Annotated in this window: 12 protein-coding genes and 1 pseudogene; 3 read left to right on the top strand and 10 right to left on the bottom strand. The window is 69.9% G+C overall.

The genetic code is table 11. From position 1 onward, the window contains the following. Positions 1 to 49: 49 nt before the first annotated feature. The 10 genes and pseudogenes from BCF44_RS31020 to BCF44_RS30975 form a co-directional block, all read right to left on the bottom strand. A complete protein-coding gene (locus tag BCF44_RS31020; protein WP_116177956.1) occupies positions 50 to 1,099 on the bottom strand; it encodes an ABC transporter ATP-binding protein in 1,050 nt (349 codons plus the stop codon). Further along, positions 1,096 to 2,235, bottom strand: coding sequence for an ABC transporter ATP-binding protein (locus tag BCF44_RS31015; protein WP_116177955.1), 1,140 nt, complete (start codon positions 2,233 to 2,235; stop codon positions 1,096 to 1,098). Before BCF44_RS31015 ends, BCF44_RS31020 begins: the two co-directional genes overlap by 4 nt. After that, complete coding sequence (locus BCF44_RS31010; RefSeq protein WP_379799532.1) at positions 2,235 to 3,152, bottom strand: ABC transporter permease; 918 nt, start codon at positions 3,150 to 3,152, stop codon at positions 2,235 to 2,237. The genes BCF44_RS31015 and BCF44_RS31010 overlap by 1 nt, the downstream gene beginning before the upstream one ends. Next, the gene (locus BCF44_RS31005) at positions 3,145 to 4,143 is read right to left on the bottom strand and encodes an ABC transporter permease (RefSeq protein WP_116177954.1); all 999 of its coding nucleotides are present in this window, start codon (positions 4,141 to 4,143) and stop codon (positions 3,145 to 3,147) included. Before BCF44_RS31005 ends, BCF44_RS31010 begins: the two co-directional genes overlap by 8 nt. Positions 4,144 to 4,313: 170 nt before the next feature. After that, positions 4,314 to 6,116, bottom strand: coding sequence for an ABC transporter family substrate-binding protein (locus BCF44_RS31000; RefSeq protein ID WP_116177953.1), 1,803 nt, complete (start codon positions 6,114 to 6,116; stop codon positions 4,314 to 4,316). Positions 6,117 to 6,423: 307 nt separating this feature from the next. Next, on the bottom strand, positions 6,424 to 8,172 hold the full coding sequence (locus BCF44_RS30995) for an ABC transporter family substrate-binding protein (RefSeq protein WP_116177952.1): 1,749 nt from the start codon (positions 8,170 to 8,172) through the stop codon (positions 6,424 to 6,426). Positions 8,173 to 8,388: 216 nt separating this feature from the next. Next, entirely contained in the window at positions 8,389 to 10,290 is a 1,902-nt protein-coding gene (gene typA, locus BCF44_RS30990; RefSeq protein WP_116177951.1) for a translational GTPase TypA, read from the bottom strand. Positions 10,291 to 10,757: 467 nt separating this feature from the next. Further along, positions 10,758 to 11,145, bottom strand: a pseudogene (locus BCF44_RS30985) ((deoxy)nucleoside triphosphate pyrophosphohydrolase). A gap of 3 nt (positions 11,146 to 11,148) precedes the next feature. Continuing rightward, positions 11,149 to 12,501, bottom strand: a complete 1,353-nt coding sequence (locus BCF44_RS30980; RefSeq protein ID WP_116177950.1) for an ATP-binding protein — start codon at positions 12,499 to 12,501, stop codon at positions 11,149 to 11,151. Continuing rightward, a complete protein-coding gene (locus tag BCF44_RS30975; RefSeq protein ID WP_116177949.1) occupies positions 12,498 to 13,205 on the bottom strand; it encodes a response regulator transcription factor in 708 nt (235 codons plus the stop codon). Before BCF44_RS30975 ends, BCF44_RS30980 begins: the two co-directional genes overlap by 4 nt. Positions 13,206 to 13,376: 171 nt before the next feature. Here BCF44_RS30975 and BCF44_RS30970 point away from each other — a divergent pair, with 171 nt between their 5' ends. From BCF44_RS30970 to BCF44_RS30960, 3 genes are read left to right on the top strand one after another with little or no spacing between them, the layout of a single operon-like run. Beyond that, on the top strand, positions 13,377 to 14,486 hold the full coding sequence (locus BCF44_RS30970; protein WP_116177948.1) for a LolA family protein: 1,110 nt from the start codon (positions 13,377 to 13,379) through the stop codon (positions 14,484 to 14,486). Then, positions 14,483 to 15,451: an ABC transporter ATP-binding protein gene (locus BCF44_RS30965; RefSeq protein ID WP_116177947.1), complete on the top strand. Its 969-nt coding sequence runs from the start codon at positions 14,483 to 14,485 to the stop codon at positions 15,449 to 15,451. Before BCF44_RS30970 ends, BCF44_RS30965 begins: the two co-directional genes overlap by 4 nt. After that, complete coding sequence (locus tag BCF44_RS30960; protein WP_116177946.1) at positions 15,448 to 16,299, top strand: ABC transporter permease; 852 nt, start codon at positions 15,448 to 15,450, stop codon at positions 16,297 to 16,299. Before BCF44_RS30965 ends, BCF44_RS30960 begins: the two co-directional genes overlap by 4 nt. Positions 16,300 to 16,316 lie beyond the last annotated feature (17 nt).

Genomic DNA, 16,316 nt, shown 5'->3' with positions numbered 1-16,316 from the left:
CGTCCGACGAAGGGGGTTCGTCGAACGGCCCACGGGCCAACGGACACGGTCAGGCGACCGGCATCTCCTCGGCGAAGTGGCACGCCGACAGCAGCTCGCTGTCGCCACGCTTCTTCAGTTCCGGCGCCTCCGTCGCGCAGATCTCCTGCGCCTTCCAGCACCGGGTGCGGAACCGGCACCCCGACGGCGGGTTGACCGGGCTGGGGATGTCGCCGGTGAGCACGATCCGGTTGCGCTGACGCTCCCGCTCGCGCTTGGGATCCGGCACCGGCACGGCCGACAGCAGCGCCTGCGTGTACGGGTGCATCGGCTTGCTGTAGATCAGCTCCCGCGGCCCGACCTCGACCAGCGAACCCAGGTACATGACCGCGACCCGGTGCGACAGGTGCCGCACCACGGACAGGTCGTGCGCCACGAACAGGTACGCCAGGCCCAGCTCGTGCTGGAGCTCCTCCAGCAGGTTGACGACACCGGCCTGCACGGACACGTCCAGCGCCGACACGGGCTCGTCCAGCACCACGAACTTCGGGTTCAGCGCCAGCGCCCGCGCGATGCCGATGCGCTGCCGCTGCCCGCCGGAGAACTCGTGCGCGTACCGGTTGCGGTGCTCCGGGTTCAGACCGACGATCTGCAACAGCTCGTTGATCCGGGCCTGGATCTTCTCCGTCGTGCCGTACCGGTGGATGCGCAGCGGCTCGGCGATGATGTCGTTGACCTGCCAGCGCGGGTCCAGCGACGCGTACGGGTCCTGGAACACGATCTGCATGTCCCGGCGGATCTGCTGGAGGTCCCGACCACGCATGGTGGTCAGCTCCTTGCCCTCGAACTTCACCGAGCCCGAGGTGGGCTTGTGCAGCTGGAGGATCGCCCGGCCGGTGGTCGACTTGCCCGAGCCGGACTCGCCGACCAGGCCCAGCGTCTCGCCGGCGGCCAGGTCGAAGCTCACGCCGTGCACGGCCTGCACGTGGCCGACCGTGCGCGGGATGATGCCGCCGCCCCGCACCGGGAACGACTTGAACAGGTCGTTGACCTGAAGCAGCGGGGTGCCGGTGGTGTCCGCGCCGCCGGCCGCCGGCCTGGTCTCGGTGCCGGTGCTCACGACGCGGCCTCCTTCTCCGTGTCACCGCTGTCGGCGAGGTGCTCCTCGACGACCGCCTCAGGGTTGTCGATCAGCAGGGCGGCCAGCGGCTCCTCGGCGCCGATCTCCTTGTGCGCGAACAGCTTCTTCGGGTTCTCGTAGCCGGCCAGGTCGTTCCACCGGTGGCACCGGGTCAGGTGCGACACGGCGCCGCCGGCCTCGTACAGCTCCGGCTCCGACTCGTGGCACACCGGCGCCACCAGCGGGCAGCGCGGCGAGAAGGCGCAGCCCGACGGCAGGTTGACCAGCGAGGGCGGCGCGCCGGAGATCGGCGTCAGCCGCTCGCCGATCAGGCTCGGGTCCGGGTTGGAGCCGAGCAGGCCCACCGTGTACGGCATCCGCGGCAGGTCGAAGACCTCGTCCACGGTGCCGGCCTCGACGACGGTGCCGGCGTACATGACCTGCACCTTGTCCACCATGCCGGCCACCACACCCAGGTCGTGGGTGATCATGATGATGGCGGCGCTCGTCTCGTCCCGGATGCGTAGCAGCGTCTCCAGGATCTGCGCCTGCACGGTCACGTCCAGAGCGGTGGTCGGCTCGTCCGCGATGATCACGTCCGGGTCGTTGATGATCGCCATCGCGATCACCACGCGCTGCCGCATGCCGCCGGAGAACTCGTGCGGGAACTGCTTGGCCCGCCGGTCCGGCTGCGGGATGCCGACCTGCTCCAGGGCCTCCACGGCCTTGGCCCACGCCGCCTTCTTGGACACCTTGTGGTGCTCCAGGTAGGCCTCGGCGAGCTGGTGGCCCACCGTGAACACCGGGTTCAGCGAGGTCATCGGGTCCTGGAAGATCATCGAGATGGCGTTGCCGCGATACTTGCGCATCTCGTTGTAGCTCAGGCCGGTCAGCTCCTCGCCGCGGTAGGCGATGGAGCCCGCCACCCGGGCCGTCTTGGGCAGCAGCCCCAGAATGGCCATCGACGACACCGACTTGCCGGAGCCCGACTCGCCGACCACGCCGAGCACCTCGCCCGGCTTGAGCTCGAAGGACAGGTCGCGCACGGCGTGCACGACCCCGTCCTCGGTGGGGAACTCGACCGTCAGGTCGGACACCCGCAGCAGCGGCTCGTTCGTCTCGATCCCGTTGGTCATCAGGCACGCACCTTCGTCTGCCGCGGGTCGAACGCGTCACGCAGTCCGTCACCGATGAAGCTGATGGTCATCGAGATCAGCACGATCGCGAGGAACGGACCCCAGAACAGCCAGGGCCGCAGCAGCACCTGGGTGTAGTTGTCGTTGACGATCAGGCCGAGCGAGGTGTCCGGCAGCTGCACGCCCAGGCCGATGAACGACAGGGCGGCCTCGGTCAGCACGGCGGTGGACACCGACAGCGTGGCGTTCACCGTGATGGTCCCGACCATGTTCGGGATCAGGTGCTTGAACACGATGTGCCAGGTGCCGGCGCCGGCGGCGCGGGAGGCCTCGATGAACTCGCGGGCCGACAGCGACAGCGCCTCGCCGCGGGTGATGCGGGCGATGCTCATCCAGTTGAACAGCGCCAGCACGATCGAGACCACCCACCAGGTGCTGGACCAGGCGTGCACCAGGATCGCGGCCAGCGCGATCTGCGGCACGATCAGGAACAGGTCGACCAGCCGCATCAGGGCGTTGTCGAGGAAGCCCTTCAGGTAGCCGGCGACGGCGCCGATGACCACGCCGACGACGGTGGAGCTGATCGCCACGGTGAAGGCGATGGCCAGCGAGAACTGGGTGCCGCGCAGCAGCTGGGCCAGGGTGTCGCGGCCGAGCTGGTCGGTGCCCAGCAGGTGGCCGCCGCCGGGCTTGAGGAAGCCGCCCGAGCTGGTGTCCTGGTAGTTGTACGGCAGCAGCGGCGGCACCAGGAACGCGGCGAGCACGAGCAGCAACAGCAGGCCGAGGCTGATCATGGCCGCACGGTGGCGCACGAACCGCCCGAAGATGATCGAGCTCTGGGAACGCGCCTTGGCGTCGAACTCGGAGCGCACGGCGGCGGCGGTGCCGACCGCGGTGGACTGGGTCACGTTAGCCAAGGCGAATCCTCGGGTCCAAGATGCCGTAGAGCAGGTCGGAGAGCAGGTTGAACACGACGACAACCGTCGCGGTCACCGCGAACCAGCCCATCAGGGTCGGCGGGTCGTAGTTGGTGACGGCGGAGACCAGCACGGTGCCCATGCCGTTCCAGCCGAACACGTGCTCGGTGATGATCGCGCCACCGATGATGGCGCCGATGTTGAGCGCGAACAGGGTGCTGACCGGGATCAGCGCGTTGCGCATCGCGTGCCGGAACAGCACCCGGCTCGCCGACAGGCCCTTGGCCCGGGCGGTGCGCACGTAGTCCGCGTTGAGCGTCTCCAGCATCGAGGCGCGCTGGAACCGGCTGTAGGCGGCGAAGCTGATGGTCATCAGCGAGATCGTCGGCAGGATGAACGTGCCGGTGTAGTTGACGATCACCTGGCCGAGGTTGTTGCCGAAGCCGCCGGGGGGCGGCCCCGCGGTGGTCAGCCAGCGCTTGAGGTGCAGCGACACCAGCACGTCGTTGAACTGGATGCCGTAGCCCTTGATCACGACGGCGACGCAGGCGATCGGCATCGAGAACATCACGAACGCGACGCTGGTCATGATGTAGTCGAAGATCGAGTACTGCCGCACGGCGGAGAACACGCCGACCGAGATGCCCAGCACGAGGGCGATCAGCTCGGCGCCGATGACCAGCCGCATGGTGATCCACAGCGCGCTGCTGATGGTGTCGATGACCGGGGTCTGGGCCTCGCCGAGCGCGACACTGACCCCCCAGTCGCCGCGGACGAAGCCGGTCAGCCAGTTCCAGTAGCGGACCAGGACCGGGTGGTCGAGGCCGAGCTGGACGGACAGGGTGTGGATCTGCGCGGCGGTGACGCCGGGCTTGCTCTTCAGCGCGGCCAGCGGGTCACCGGCCGACGCCACGAGCAGGAAGAGGAGGAAGCTGCCGATCAGCAGGATGGGTATGGAGATCAGCAACCGTCGAATCAGGTACTGGAACACGGGTTGCTCCTCGACGACCTCACCGGGCGCTGGTCGGGTTGCCGGCTGGAGCGAGGTCTGCCTGGACGGGTGGGGACGGGGTCAGTGGTGAACATGGATGCGCCCCGGCGCCGATCGCGACCGCGACCGACGCCGGGGAACAGTCAACCGTTGTTGTTAGGACGGCTCGATCAGCTGTTCGGCTTCTGCCACTCGTTGGCGTCCCACAGGGCGCCGTAGTACGACTGGAAGTACGCCTTGTCGATGCCGCTGGTGTAGGCCCACATGTTCGGGGGCTGGAACAGCGGGAACGTGCCGTACGACTCGGCGATCGCCTTGTCCGCGGCCTGGTAGTCGCCGTTGGCGGCGCTGGCGTCGGTCTGGGCGAGCGCCTTCTTGAAGGCGTCGTCCGCGGCCGGGACGCTGATGCCCTGGTAGTTCTGGTTGCCACCGGTCTGGTATGTGGTGATGCCGGCCGAGTGGAACGGCGCGACCGACCAGGCGAACAGCGCCACGTCGTAGTCGCCGTCACTCACGCGCTTGTCCAGGAAGTGCGGGTCGGTGTCGTCCTGGATGTCGATGCCGGCCGCCTTGCACTCGCTCTGCAGCAGCGCGACGGTCTGCTTGCGGCGCGGGATGTCGGTGTGGCTGATCTTGAACGACAGCTTCTGGCCGCCCTTGGCCATGATGCCGTCCGGACCCGGGGCCCAGCCGTCGGCCGTCAGCGTCTGCTTGGCGGTGGACGGGTTGGCGATCAGCTTGTCCGAGTAGTTGTCGGTGTAGCCGGGCTGACCCGGGAAGAAGATCACGCTGTTGAACGGCTTGGCGTCCGGCTGGACCTGCTTGATCAGCTTGTCCACCAGCTCGTTGCGGTTGATGCACTGGCCGAACGCCTTGCGGACCGCCTCGTCCTGGAACAGCGGACGCTTGAAGTTCAGGTCGAGGTGCTCGAAGTTCAGACCCGCGTTCGCGCCGTAGGTGATGCCGGACGAGCCGAGGCTCTGCAGCGAGCTCGCCGCGTTCGGGTCGGGCTGGGCCGAGGACAGCACCTGCTCCTCGCCGTTCTGCAGCGCCTGCACCTGGGCGTTGGAGTCGGGCAGCGCCTTCAGGGTGATCTGCGACGGGCCGCCGGGGTTGCCCTTCCACTTGTCGTTGCGGACAAGCGTGATGGACTGGCCCTGGGTCCAGTTGCTGATCTTGTACGGGCCGGAGGCCGGCGCCAGGTCGGCCTTGAAGCCCTTCCAGCCGGTGTTCCAGAAGGTGGACACCTTGGTCAGCACGTCGGCCGGGCTCTGCGGCGTCACCTGGGTGATGTCCGAGATGCCGGTCTGCTTCTCCAGGATGTGCGCCGGCAGGATCTCGTCGGAGATGCCGAACAGGCTCTTGTAGTCACCGAACGGCGTGGAGAACGTCGTCACCAGGGTCTGGTCGTCCTGGCACTTCGCCGAGCTGATCTGGCTGTAGCCGGTGGTGCTGCCCGGGTTGAAGTAGGTGGTCTTGTCCGGCTTCACGTCCTGGCCGCTCTCGGAGAGCCACGCCAGGTAGAAGTCCTTGCAGTTCCACGGGGCGCCGTCCGACCACTCGACGCCCTTCTTGATCTTCCAGGTCACCACCTGGTTCGGGCTGGTCGACGTGACGTCGACCGAGTCCATGACGTCCTTGTTCAACAGGACCTTGTTGTTGCCGTCCAGGATGAATGGACGGGCCAGGACCTGGATCAGGGCGTAGCTGTTGTAGGACTGAACCGAGTCGGCGGTGGCGTTGTTGTAAGCGACAAAGGGCTTGTCCGTGGAAACAACCACGGCGCCCATGTCGTTGACCTTCGGCGCGGTGTACGTGTCGCCGGATTCACCCTTGGCAATGGCACCACTGGTGGCGCCGCCGGATGTCGATCCGCTGCCCTGATCGCCCCCACCGGAGCCGCCACATGCGGTCAGCATGAGAGCGGCGCCAGCCATCACCGCGATCGCGGGGATCGCCTTGGATCTCCTCATTGACACGTGCCCTCCTAGCACAGGGCGGCCGCGACCTGATCAGTCGACGCGCGCACCCGGGGACCATAGCGCGCCACAAGCTACTCGACCTGCGCGCTGTGTCAGGCACCGTAAGAACGGGAATACCCGTCGGTCACTGGTGACACGGCGATCGTGACCAAAGGGTGACACGGTGACAGCGCGTAGCGATTGACTCGTTACCGGGCGGGATCGTTCGCTACCCGAACGGGGGAAAAATCTGTCAAGAGTTGAAATCGCCGCGTCGTGTGAAGAGTCCGAATTAACAGCAATTAACAACACGAACGGGTCACCGACGAACAGAACGCCGCCACGTTGGCGCGCCGGCAAAGGGTCCGACCAAGGGTGGTCCGCCGTTCACACCAGTGATGTCGGAACCGGTTGCGAGGACATCGGAGAGTTGGAACAACGGCATCGCCACATGTTGTTGCCACAACGACGGCTCGACCGTGGCCAGCGCGGTGTCCAGCGGCATGCCGCCGCTCAGCGCGGTGTCGACGGTCGGCTGGAGGCCGTGGTCGCAGAACCCGGCCGGATTGGCCGCCGGCAGCGCGGTCGTGCCGTCCGGCAGGGCGCCCCGGCAGCCGAACGAGGCGGCCAGCACGCTCGCCGGATCGCCACCCACCGCCTGCGGCACGACCGCGATGTCCACCGTGCTCGCGGCGTCACCCGTCTGGTCGGTGGCCTGGGAGGCGCTGGTGGTCGTCGGCGGCGTGGTGGTCGTGGTGGTGGGCAGCACCTGGCCGAACAGCTGGTCGCCGGAGGTGTTCATGATGGTGGCGCCGAAACCGGCCGCCACCAGCTGTTGCTGCAACACCCCGGCCAGCTGGGCGTAGGGCTCGCGGTCGTTCGGCGCGCCGATGACCAGATTGAGCGGGACGCCGTCACGCACCCAGGTGCCATTGGTCTTCGTATAACCCGCCTGGGTGAGAAGTTGATTCACCGTGTCGGGGTGCGGCGTGCCCACGCCGGCCGGGATGGACGGCTTGTAGCCCGGCTGCGACGGGGCCATCACCAGCGAGTCGGCGTGCATCGAGACCGACGGTCCGCCGTTCGTGCCCAGTGCGATCAGGGCGTCCCGGTCGATCGAGTCGAAAACGGCGGCGCGCAGCGTCGGATCGGACAGCTTGGAACTGGTCTGGCGCAGCAGTATCTGCACGACGACCGGATTGGGCACGGTGGTCAGTGCGACCGTCTTGCCCAGTTCGTTGAGCGCGCGCATCGTGCTGTCGCTCGGGTTGATCACGGCGAGCTGGTCGTCGCCCGCCTTGAGCGCGTTGTAGACGTCGGCCGGCGCGGCCTGGCGCAGGATGATCTGCTGCAACTTGGTCGACGGGCCCCAGTAGCGGTCGTTGCGCTGCAACACGATCTCGCCGCGCTCCGGGTCGATGCTGCGGATCGAGAACGGCCCGCCGGCCGCGGGGAACGCCTCGCTCAGCGCGCCGGCCCAGCCGCCGGGGGCGTCCTTGAGCACGTGCGCCGGCAACAGGTCGTTGAACAGCGTCCGCCAACCCGGATAGGGCTGGCTGAAGGTGACGTCCGCGACGCGGCCGCCGTCCCGCGCCGACACGCCCGTGATGAGGCGGTAGCCGGCGGGGTCGACCACGCCCGGCTGGGACCGCATGTTCTGCCACAGGTAGGCGAGGTCCTCGGCGGCGATCGGCGCGCCGTCGCCCCAGGCCGCCTGCGGCTGGATGGTGTACGTGACCGTGTAAGGGTCGGCCTTGGTGACCTCGGCCGACGCCATCAGCGTGGTGTCCAGGCGCGGGCTGCCGTCGGGCCCGGTGTGGAAAACCGAGGGAAGCACGAGTTCCCCCAGCGCCCGGGTGACCGTCGTCTGGTTGGCCAGCAGATGCGGGTTGAACCCGCCCTTCACGCTGTCCACGCCGACCACCAGCTGCGTGGGGTCGGCGGGATGCGTGGGCGTGACCGAGGTCGACGGCGCGTTGACGAGCGGGGGCGGCGGCGAGTCGGTGCAGGCCGTCAGCAGGGCGCAGACCGCCGCGCCCAGAGCGAGCAGCGCTGGCCTGCCGCGCACGTATCCGCCTCCGACTGCTGGGTGACAGGGGCGAAGCCCCGTGTGGTCCACGGCCGGCTTCCGCCGTCAACTATGGACCACACGGGTGAACAGACGCGTGCGGGGTCGGGGAGGTTGCTGTGTTCGTGCCGCGCGGGGCGAGGCCGCTCGTGAGCGGTGCCTCGCCCTTGCCGCAACCGGGCGAAGCACCGGCGCGGCCTCGCGACTTGGGCCTCGCTACTTGGCGTTCTGGTCGCGGGTCTTGGCGCGGGACCGCTCGCGGCCGCGGGTGGTCGCGTCGAGCACCAGCTTGCGCACCCGGATCACCGTCGGCGCCACCTCGACGCACTCGTCGCTGGCGCAGAACTCCAGCGCCTCCTCCAGCGACAGCTTGCGCGGGCGGGCCAGCGTCTCCATCACGTCGGCCGAGGACTGCCGCATGTTGGTGAGCTTCTTCTCCCGGGCCACGTTGATGTCCAGGTCCTCGGCGCGCGGGTTCTCTCCGACGACCATGCCCTCGTAAGCGTCCTGGCCGGGCTCGACGAAGAAGGTGCCGCGGTCGGCCAGCTGGATCATCGCGTAGGCGGTGATCGGGCCGGTCCTGTCGGCGACCAGCGAGCCCGAGTGCCGGGTGCGGATCTCGCCGGCCCACGGGTGGTAGCCCTCGAAGACGTGGTTGGCGATGCCGGTGCCGCGGGTCTCGGTGAGGAAGTCGGTGCGGAAGCCGATCAGGCCGCGGGCCGGGATCACGTAGTCCAGCTTGATCCGGCCGGTGCCGTGGCCGTCCATGTGCTCCATGCGGCCCTTGCGGTTGGCCAGCAGCTGCGTGACCGCGCCCAGGTGCTCCTCGGGCGAGTCGACCGTGAGCCGCTCGTAGGGCTCGCAGAGCACGCCGTCGATGGTGCGGGTGACGACCTGCGGCTTGCCGACCGTCAGCTCGAAGCCCTCGCGGCGCATCTGCTCGACCAGGATGGCCAGCGCCAGCTCGCCACGGCCCTGCACCTCCCAGGTGTCCGGGCGCTCGGTGGGCAGCACGCGGACCGACACGTTGCCGACCAGCTCGCTGTCCAGCCGGGCCTTGACCAGGCGGGCGGTGAGCTTGGTGCCGCCGTTGCGCCCGGCCAGCGGCGAGGTGTTGACGCCGATGGTCATGGAGATGGCCGGCTCGTCCACGGTGATCCGGGGCAGCGGCTCGGGGTTCTCGGCGTCGGCCAGCGTGTCGCCGATCGTGATGTCCTGGATGCCGGCGATGGCCACCAGGTCGCCGGCGGCGGCAAGCTCGGCCGGCTGGCGCTCGAGGCCCTCGGTGATCAGCAGCTCGGTGATCTTCACGCGCTGGGTCGAGCCGTCCTCGCGGCACCAGGCCACGAACTCGCCCTTGCGCATGGTGCCGGCGTGGATGCGGCACAGCGCGATACGGCCGAGGAAGCTGCTGGCGTCCAGGTTGGTGACCAGCGCGCGCAGCGGGGCCTCCGGGTCGCCGGTCGGCGCCGGCAGGTGGCCGAGCAGCACGTCGAACAGCGGGTCCAGGTTCTCGCTGTCGGGCAGGCCGCCGTCGGCCGGCTGGGTCAGGCTGGCCTTGCCGGCGCGGGCCGAGGCGTAGATGACCGGCAGGTCCAGCACGGAGTCGTCCGCGCCGACCTCGGTGGCCAGGTCCAGCAGCAGGTCGTGGGTCTCCTCGACGACCTCGGCGATGCGGGCGTCGGGGCGGTCGACCTTGTTGACCACCAGCACCACCGGCAGGCCAGCGGCCAGCGTCTTGCGCAGCACGAAACGGGTCTGCGGCAGCGGGCCCTCGCTGGCGTCGACCAGCAGCAGCACGCCGTCCACCATGGACAGCGCGCGCTCGACCTCGCCACCGAAGTCGGCGTGGCCGGGGGTGTCGACCACGTTGATCGTGACGACCCCGTCCGGCGTGCTGCGCCGCACCGCGGTGTTCTTGGCGAGGATCGTGATGCCCTTCTCACGTTCCAGGTCGCCGGAGTCCATGACCCGGTCGACCAGCTCGGCGCGGGCGGCGAACGCCCCCGACTGCCGCAGCATGGCATCGACCAGCGTGGTCTTGCCGTGGTCGACGTGCGCGATGATGGCGACGTTGCGAAGGTCCGTGCGGATCTGACTCGCGGTGGCCGTGGGCACGCGGAACTCCTAGAGCGTTGCTGGTGGGAGGAGGGCACCGGCGGCCTGCTCAGGCCCGCGTGTGTCCCTGTCCATCGTACCTTTTCCTCCCCTTGGGTACCGACTTAGGCAAGGCTCACCTATGGTGGGCTGAGTCGAGGGCGGGAGAGCGCCGGGTGGGCAAGGTCAAGGTGAAGAAGAAGTGCTGCCGGTCCACGCCGCGATGCAAGCGCTGCCCGGTGGTCGCCCTGCTCAAGGCCAAGAAGAAGGCGGCGTGACCGGGGTTGCAGGCGGCCATGTTCCGGTGGCGCGGAGGCGGCGGTTCGGTGACGGCGGCGTGTGGTGCGGGTCGCTGCCGACCCGGGAAACCGGCATTTCCCTAGTGACAGGCTTCACATCCGAATCGTCTCCACGCTGACGTTTTTCGTCACATGCGCTTCTCACTCGGCACTCAGCGCCAAGTAGGAAGCGCATGTGGCAAAAGCCGCTCAGCCGAGCAGCGCCCGGAGCGCCGGCAGGAACGCCAGGTCCGCGTCCAGCCACTCCACCGACTCCAACTCGTCGGCCCCCACCCACTTCACGGCACTGTGCTCCACAGCCACCGGCTCCCCGGCCCCCACCAGGGACGCCGTGTAGAGCCGCAGCACCATCCCCCCCCCGCAACGGCACGTCCACGCCGACTGCCTCGCCCGCGAGCACCTCCACCCCGAGCTCCTCACGGCATTCCCGCACCACGGCGTCCTGTTCGGACTCGCCGGGCTCCACGCGCCCGCCGGGGAACTCCCACCGGCCGGCGTCGGCGCGGGGATAAGCCCGCTGCTGGGCCAGCACCTGTCCGCCCCGCACGATGGCGGTGGCGACGACAACCTGGGTCACGCCTCAGATCCTGCCCCACATCGCCAACCCGGCCGCCTGCCACCGCACCTCGAACCGCGCGCCGCCGTCGGGCGAGTCGGTCACGCGCACGGTCCCACCGCGCCGTCGCACGGTCTCGGCGACCAGCGCGAGCCCGAGTCCCGCGCCGCCGGTCCCCCGTGCACGGTCGTCGTCCACGCGGTAGAAGCGGTCGAACAGCCGGCTGCGGTGCTCGATCGGCACACCGGGGCCGTCATCGTCGACAAGCAACCGCACAGTCGCACCCGCCGGCAGGACAGTCACCCGCACCTGCACGCGTGCGTACCGAATCGCGTTGTTGAGCAAGTTGTTCAGCACGAGGGCGACCTCGCCCGGCGCGCAGAGCACAACAGCGCCAGCGCGCGGGGCGTCGACACGGATGCGCGGCCCGCCATTGCCGGACAAGCGCTCCGCGGCGGCGATCGCGGCCTCGCTCACGTCGACACGCCCCACGGGCTGCGACTCGCCGGCGTCGGATCGCGCCAGCGCCAACAAGTCCGTGACGAGCGTCGACATCCGTTCCGACTCGTCCGTAACCGCTGCGAGAACCTCCTGCGCGAACTCCGGATCCGGGTGCGCCACCGCGACTTCCGCCTGCGCACGGATCGAGGCGACCGGCGACCGCAGCTCGTGCGCGGCGTCACCGGTGAAGCGCCGCAGTCGTTGCACGGCCTCGTCACGCCGTGACAACAGGTCGTTCAATGCCTCCGCGAGCGACCGCAACTCGTCGTGCGCCTCCGGCACCGGCAACCGCTCCCCGGCCGGCAACTCGCCTGCGGCGGCACGCATGCGCCGTACCGGCCACAGCGACCACCCGACGACGAACCACGTCGCCACGCCGATCAGCAGCGACGCCAGCACCGCCGCGATGGACAGCCAGTCCGCGCCCTCGCGGACCGCCTGGTCATACCCGACAAGGTCTGCGCCCGCCGCGACCAGCCGCGGCAGACCCGTGGGGTCGTAGACGACCTGCCCGATCCAGCGGTGCGGCGGATCGTCCCCGAGCCGCAGCACGTCCATGCCGGACATCAGGGTGTGGACGTCGCGGTCGCTGAGCTTGGGCCGCGGGCCGCCGTCGACCGGCGCACCATCGGTGTCCAGCACGCGCAGCTGCACGTCGACGAGCGTCGACCGCACCGGTTGCCCCGAACTGACCGCCGGCACGGCGTCGTCGAGCGCCCGGTGCAACTCGGTGTCGGCGGCACCGACCAGCAGATTGCCGATGGCGCCGCCGGCCAGGCGGGACAGCACGAGCAGGAAGGCCATCGCGAACAGCGTGGCGGAGACGGTGATCTTGGAGCGCAGCGATCGACGCCGCCACCACACGCGAGGGTTCATCGACGCAGCGCTGCGTCCAGGTCAGGCGAGCTCGCCATGTAACCGTGCCCCCGAATCGTCCGTACGACGTCACCTGCGCCCACGGCCTCAAGTTTGCGCCGCAGGTAGCCCACGTACACCTCGACCGCGTTGCGCGTCGCCGCGAGCTCGTCGCCCCACACCGTGCGCAGCAGCTCGTCCTTCGTGACGACCGCGCCCGCGCGGCTGACCAGCACCTCCAGCACCGCGAACTCACGCGGGCTCAGCACCACCTGCTCGCCGGCCCAACGCACCTCGCGTCCGGCCCGGTCGATCACCAGCTCCCCCACCTTGAGGTGTGCGGCCGCCGCCTCGCTCGACGCCCCGCGACGCAGCACCGCCCGCACCTGGGCCACCAGCACCATGAAGGAGAACGGCTTCACCAGATAGCCGTCGGCGCCCAGGTCCAGGCCGTCGGCCTGGTCCACCTCGCCGTCCTTGGCCGACACCAGCAGCACCGGAGTCTCCACGTTCTCCGCCCGCAGGTGCTGCAGCACCCGGTAGCCGGACAGCCCCGGCAGCATGATGTCCAGCAGCACCACGTCGAAGCTGCCGGTCAGCGCCGCGCGCAGGCCGCTCGGGCCGTCCGCCGCGCACACCACGTCCATCCCCTCGGCGGTCAGGCCCCGCTCCAGCGCCCGGCGCACCCCGATCTCGTCGTCAACTACGAGCACCCGTGGTCTCACCCGGCCAGTATGGCCACGCCCGGCGCGACTCTCAGGTTTCTCTCAGCGGTTCGGGCCGGTCAGCCGGCATGTCGGCGGTCGCTCTCAGCGGTCTCTCAGCTCCTCAGCGCCGTCTCAGCTGGCCTTGACCACGCTCGGAGGCGTTCACTGGACGTGATTGGAAGGGGAGCCATGAACGGGAAGCAGGCAGGTCTGGTCGTCGGCGCGGCCGGCGTGCTGGCCGGCGTGGTCGGGCTGGGGGTGCTCGCGCTGCCGGCCGGCGCCGGACCCGCACCCGTCCTGCCGCAGGTCAGCGCCGAGCAGCTGGTGCAGTCCGTGCTGACCACCAAGACCGTGCCGGCCCTGGCCGGCACCGTGTCCGCGACCAACAACCTGGGGCTGCCGGCCGTGCCGGCGTTGGGCGGCCAGGCGTCGAAATTCCTGACCGACGGCACCACCAAGGCGCAGGTGTGGACCGACGGCAAGGGCAAGGGTCGCGTGTCGCTGCCGGGCGCCACCTCCGAGGAGACGATGGTCTTCGACGGCACCACGCTGTGGGACTGGACGTCGCAGAACAACACGGTGCACAAGAGCACCGACACGCCCGAGCAGAAGGCGCACCCGGACAAGCCCGGCAGCGGTGAGATGGCCACCGACCCGGCCGCTGCGGCCAAGCAGATCATCGCGCTGATCGACAAGGACAGCACGGTGAAGGTGGACGGCACCGCGACCGTCGCCGGCCGGCCTGCCTACGAGCTGGTGCTGGCGCCGAAGCCGACCGAGAAGACGCTGCTGCGCGAGGTGCGCATCGCCATCGACTCGGAGACGAAGATCCCGCTCCAGCTGAGCGTGCTGGCCAACGGCAACGCGCAGCCGGTGGCGCAGATCGGGTTCTCCACGCTCCAGATCGCGCCGCAGGACCCGGCGCTGTTCACGTTCACGCCGCCGGCCGGCGCGAACGTGGTCACCGGCGAGGACAAGAAGGTCGCCGACAAGGCCCCGGACCAGCTGAAGAACGCCGCCAAGCCGCAGATCGTGGGCAGCGGCTGGGACACCGTGCTCGTGGAGAAGCTGCCGGCGGGCACGCTGGGCGGGGACAGGTCCGCGACCACCAAGGGCGGCGAGAACTTCGACCCGTCCAAGCTGCTCGGCCAGCTGGGCAAGCGGGTGAGCGGGCCGTGGGGCTCGGGCTACGAGATCAGCACCGCCGTCGGCACCGCGCTGGTGCTCGACGACGGGCGGATCGCCGTGGGCGCCGTGCCGGAGCAGGCGCTGATCACCGCGCTGGCGAGCGTGAAGTGACCAGTACCTCCCTCGTGGAGCCGGGGGTGGGGGCGGCCGTGGCCGCCCCCGCTCTCGCCGCGCGGACTCGGGGCCTGCGCAAGACGTATGGCAGCACGGTCGCCGTCGACCAGGTGGATCTGGACGTGCCCGACGGCGCCGTGCTGGGGATGTTGGGCCCGAACGGATCGGGCAAGACCACCACGATCAGGATGCTGCTCGGCCTCGTGCAGCCGACCGCGGGCGAGGTGGAGCTGCTCGGGCACCCGATGCCCAGCGGCGCCCAGATCACGCTGCCGCACGTCGGCGCGCTGGTCGAGGGGCCCGGCTTCCACCCGTTCCTGTCGGGTCGGGAGAACCTGCGCCGGGTCGCCGCGGCCGAGCCGCTGATGGCGACGCCGGCGATCGCCTCGTCGGTGACCGAGGCGTTGGAGCGGGTCGGGCTCGCCGACGCCGCCGACCGCCGGTACCGGGGCTACTCGCTGGGCATGAAGCAGCGCCTGGGCCTGGCCGCCGTCCTGCTGCTGCCGCGCCGGCTGGTCGTGCTGGACGAGCCGACCAACGGCCTGGACCCGGCCGGCACGCGGGAGATCCGGCGGGTGATCGCCGAGCTGCACGCCGCCGGCACCACCGTGCTGGTCAGTTCGCACCTGCTGGCCGAGATCGAGGCCACCTGCACGCACGTCGCCGTGCTGCACAAGGGATCCGTGGTCGCCCAGGGCGAGCTGGACGAGCTGCTGGAGGCCGGCGCGCCCGCGCTGCTGGTGTCCACCCCGGACGTCGAGCTGTCGCTGGACGCCTTGCGGGACAAGCGAATCGCCGCCCGATCGAGCGAGGACGGGCTGTTCGTCGAGCTGATCGGCACCACCGCGCCGCAGGTCGTGAAGGCGCTGGTCGAGGCCGGAGCGTCCGTGCACGAGGTGCGGCGTCGGCGGACCGGCCTGGAGGACCTGTTCGCCCAGTTGACCGAGGGGGAGCCGCGATGACCGCCGCCGTGCTGGACCGGCCGGCGCTGGACCGGCCGCTGCGGGCCCCGCTGAGCCGGCTGCTGGCGTCCGAACTCCGGTGGACGCTGCGCCGTCCGCGGACCGTGATCGCCATCGTGCTGCTGTCGCTCGTGCCGATCCTGATCGGCATCGGCGTCACGATCGCCGGCCGTCGCGGCGGCGGTGGCGGCCTGTTCGCCACCCTGGTGGGCAACGGTTTCGTGCTGCCGATCCTGTCGCTGACGCTGCTGCTCACCATGCTGCTGCCGCTGCTCGGGGCGATGTCCGCAGCCGACGCCCTGGCCGGTGAGGCGTCCCACGGCACGCTGCGGGGCCTGCTGATGGCTCCCGTCGGCCGGGGTCGGTTGCTCGCCGTGAAGGCCTTCGGCGTCGCCACCACCGTGTTCATCGCGGTGCTCGGCATCGCCGTCGTCGGTGTGATCACCGGCGTCGTGCTCGTCGGCACCGACGGCATGATCACCCTGTCCGGCAACACGTTGAGCTTCGGCGACGCCCTCGGCCGGATCGGGCTCGCCGTCCTGTGGGTGACCTTCCAGGTGTGGGCCGTCGCGGCCATCGCGCTGGCCGTGTCCGCCTTCACCGAGCACCCGCTGGTGGTGATGGCCGCGACCCTGGCCGGGGCCTTGGTGTTCGGCGTCATCACGCTCATCCCCCAGCTCGACTGGATGCAGCCGTACCTGCTGACCAGCAGCTGGACCTCGGTGACCGACGTGCTCCGCGACCCCATGCCATGGGACGGGCTCGTCAACAGCACCCTGAAGGCCGCCTGCTACCTGGCGATCGGCCTCGGCGTCGCCTACGCCAAGGTGTCGAGCAAGGACGGCTAGGGGGCTGAGCTGCTGGC

Origin of the sequence: Kutzneria buriramensis (assembly GCF_003387475.1) — a bacterium.
Taxonomy (GTDB): domain Bacteria; phylum Actinomycetota; class Actinomycetes; order Mycobacteriales; family Pseudonocardiaceae; genus Kutzneria; species Kutzneria buriramensis.
Note: the sequence above shows the minus strand (reverse complement) of the source record. Positions and strands in the feature narration are given on the sequence as shown.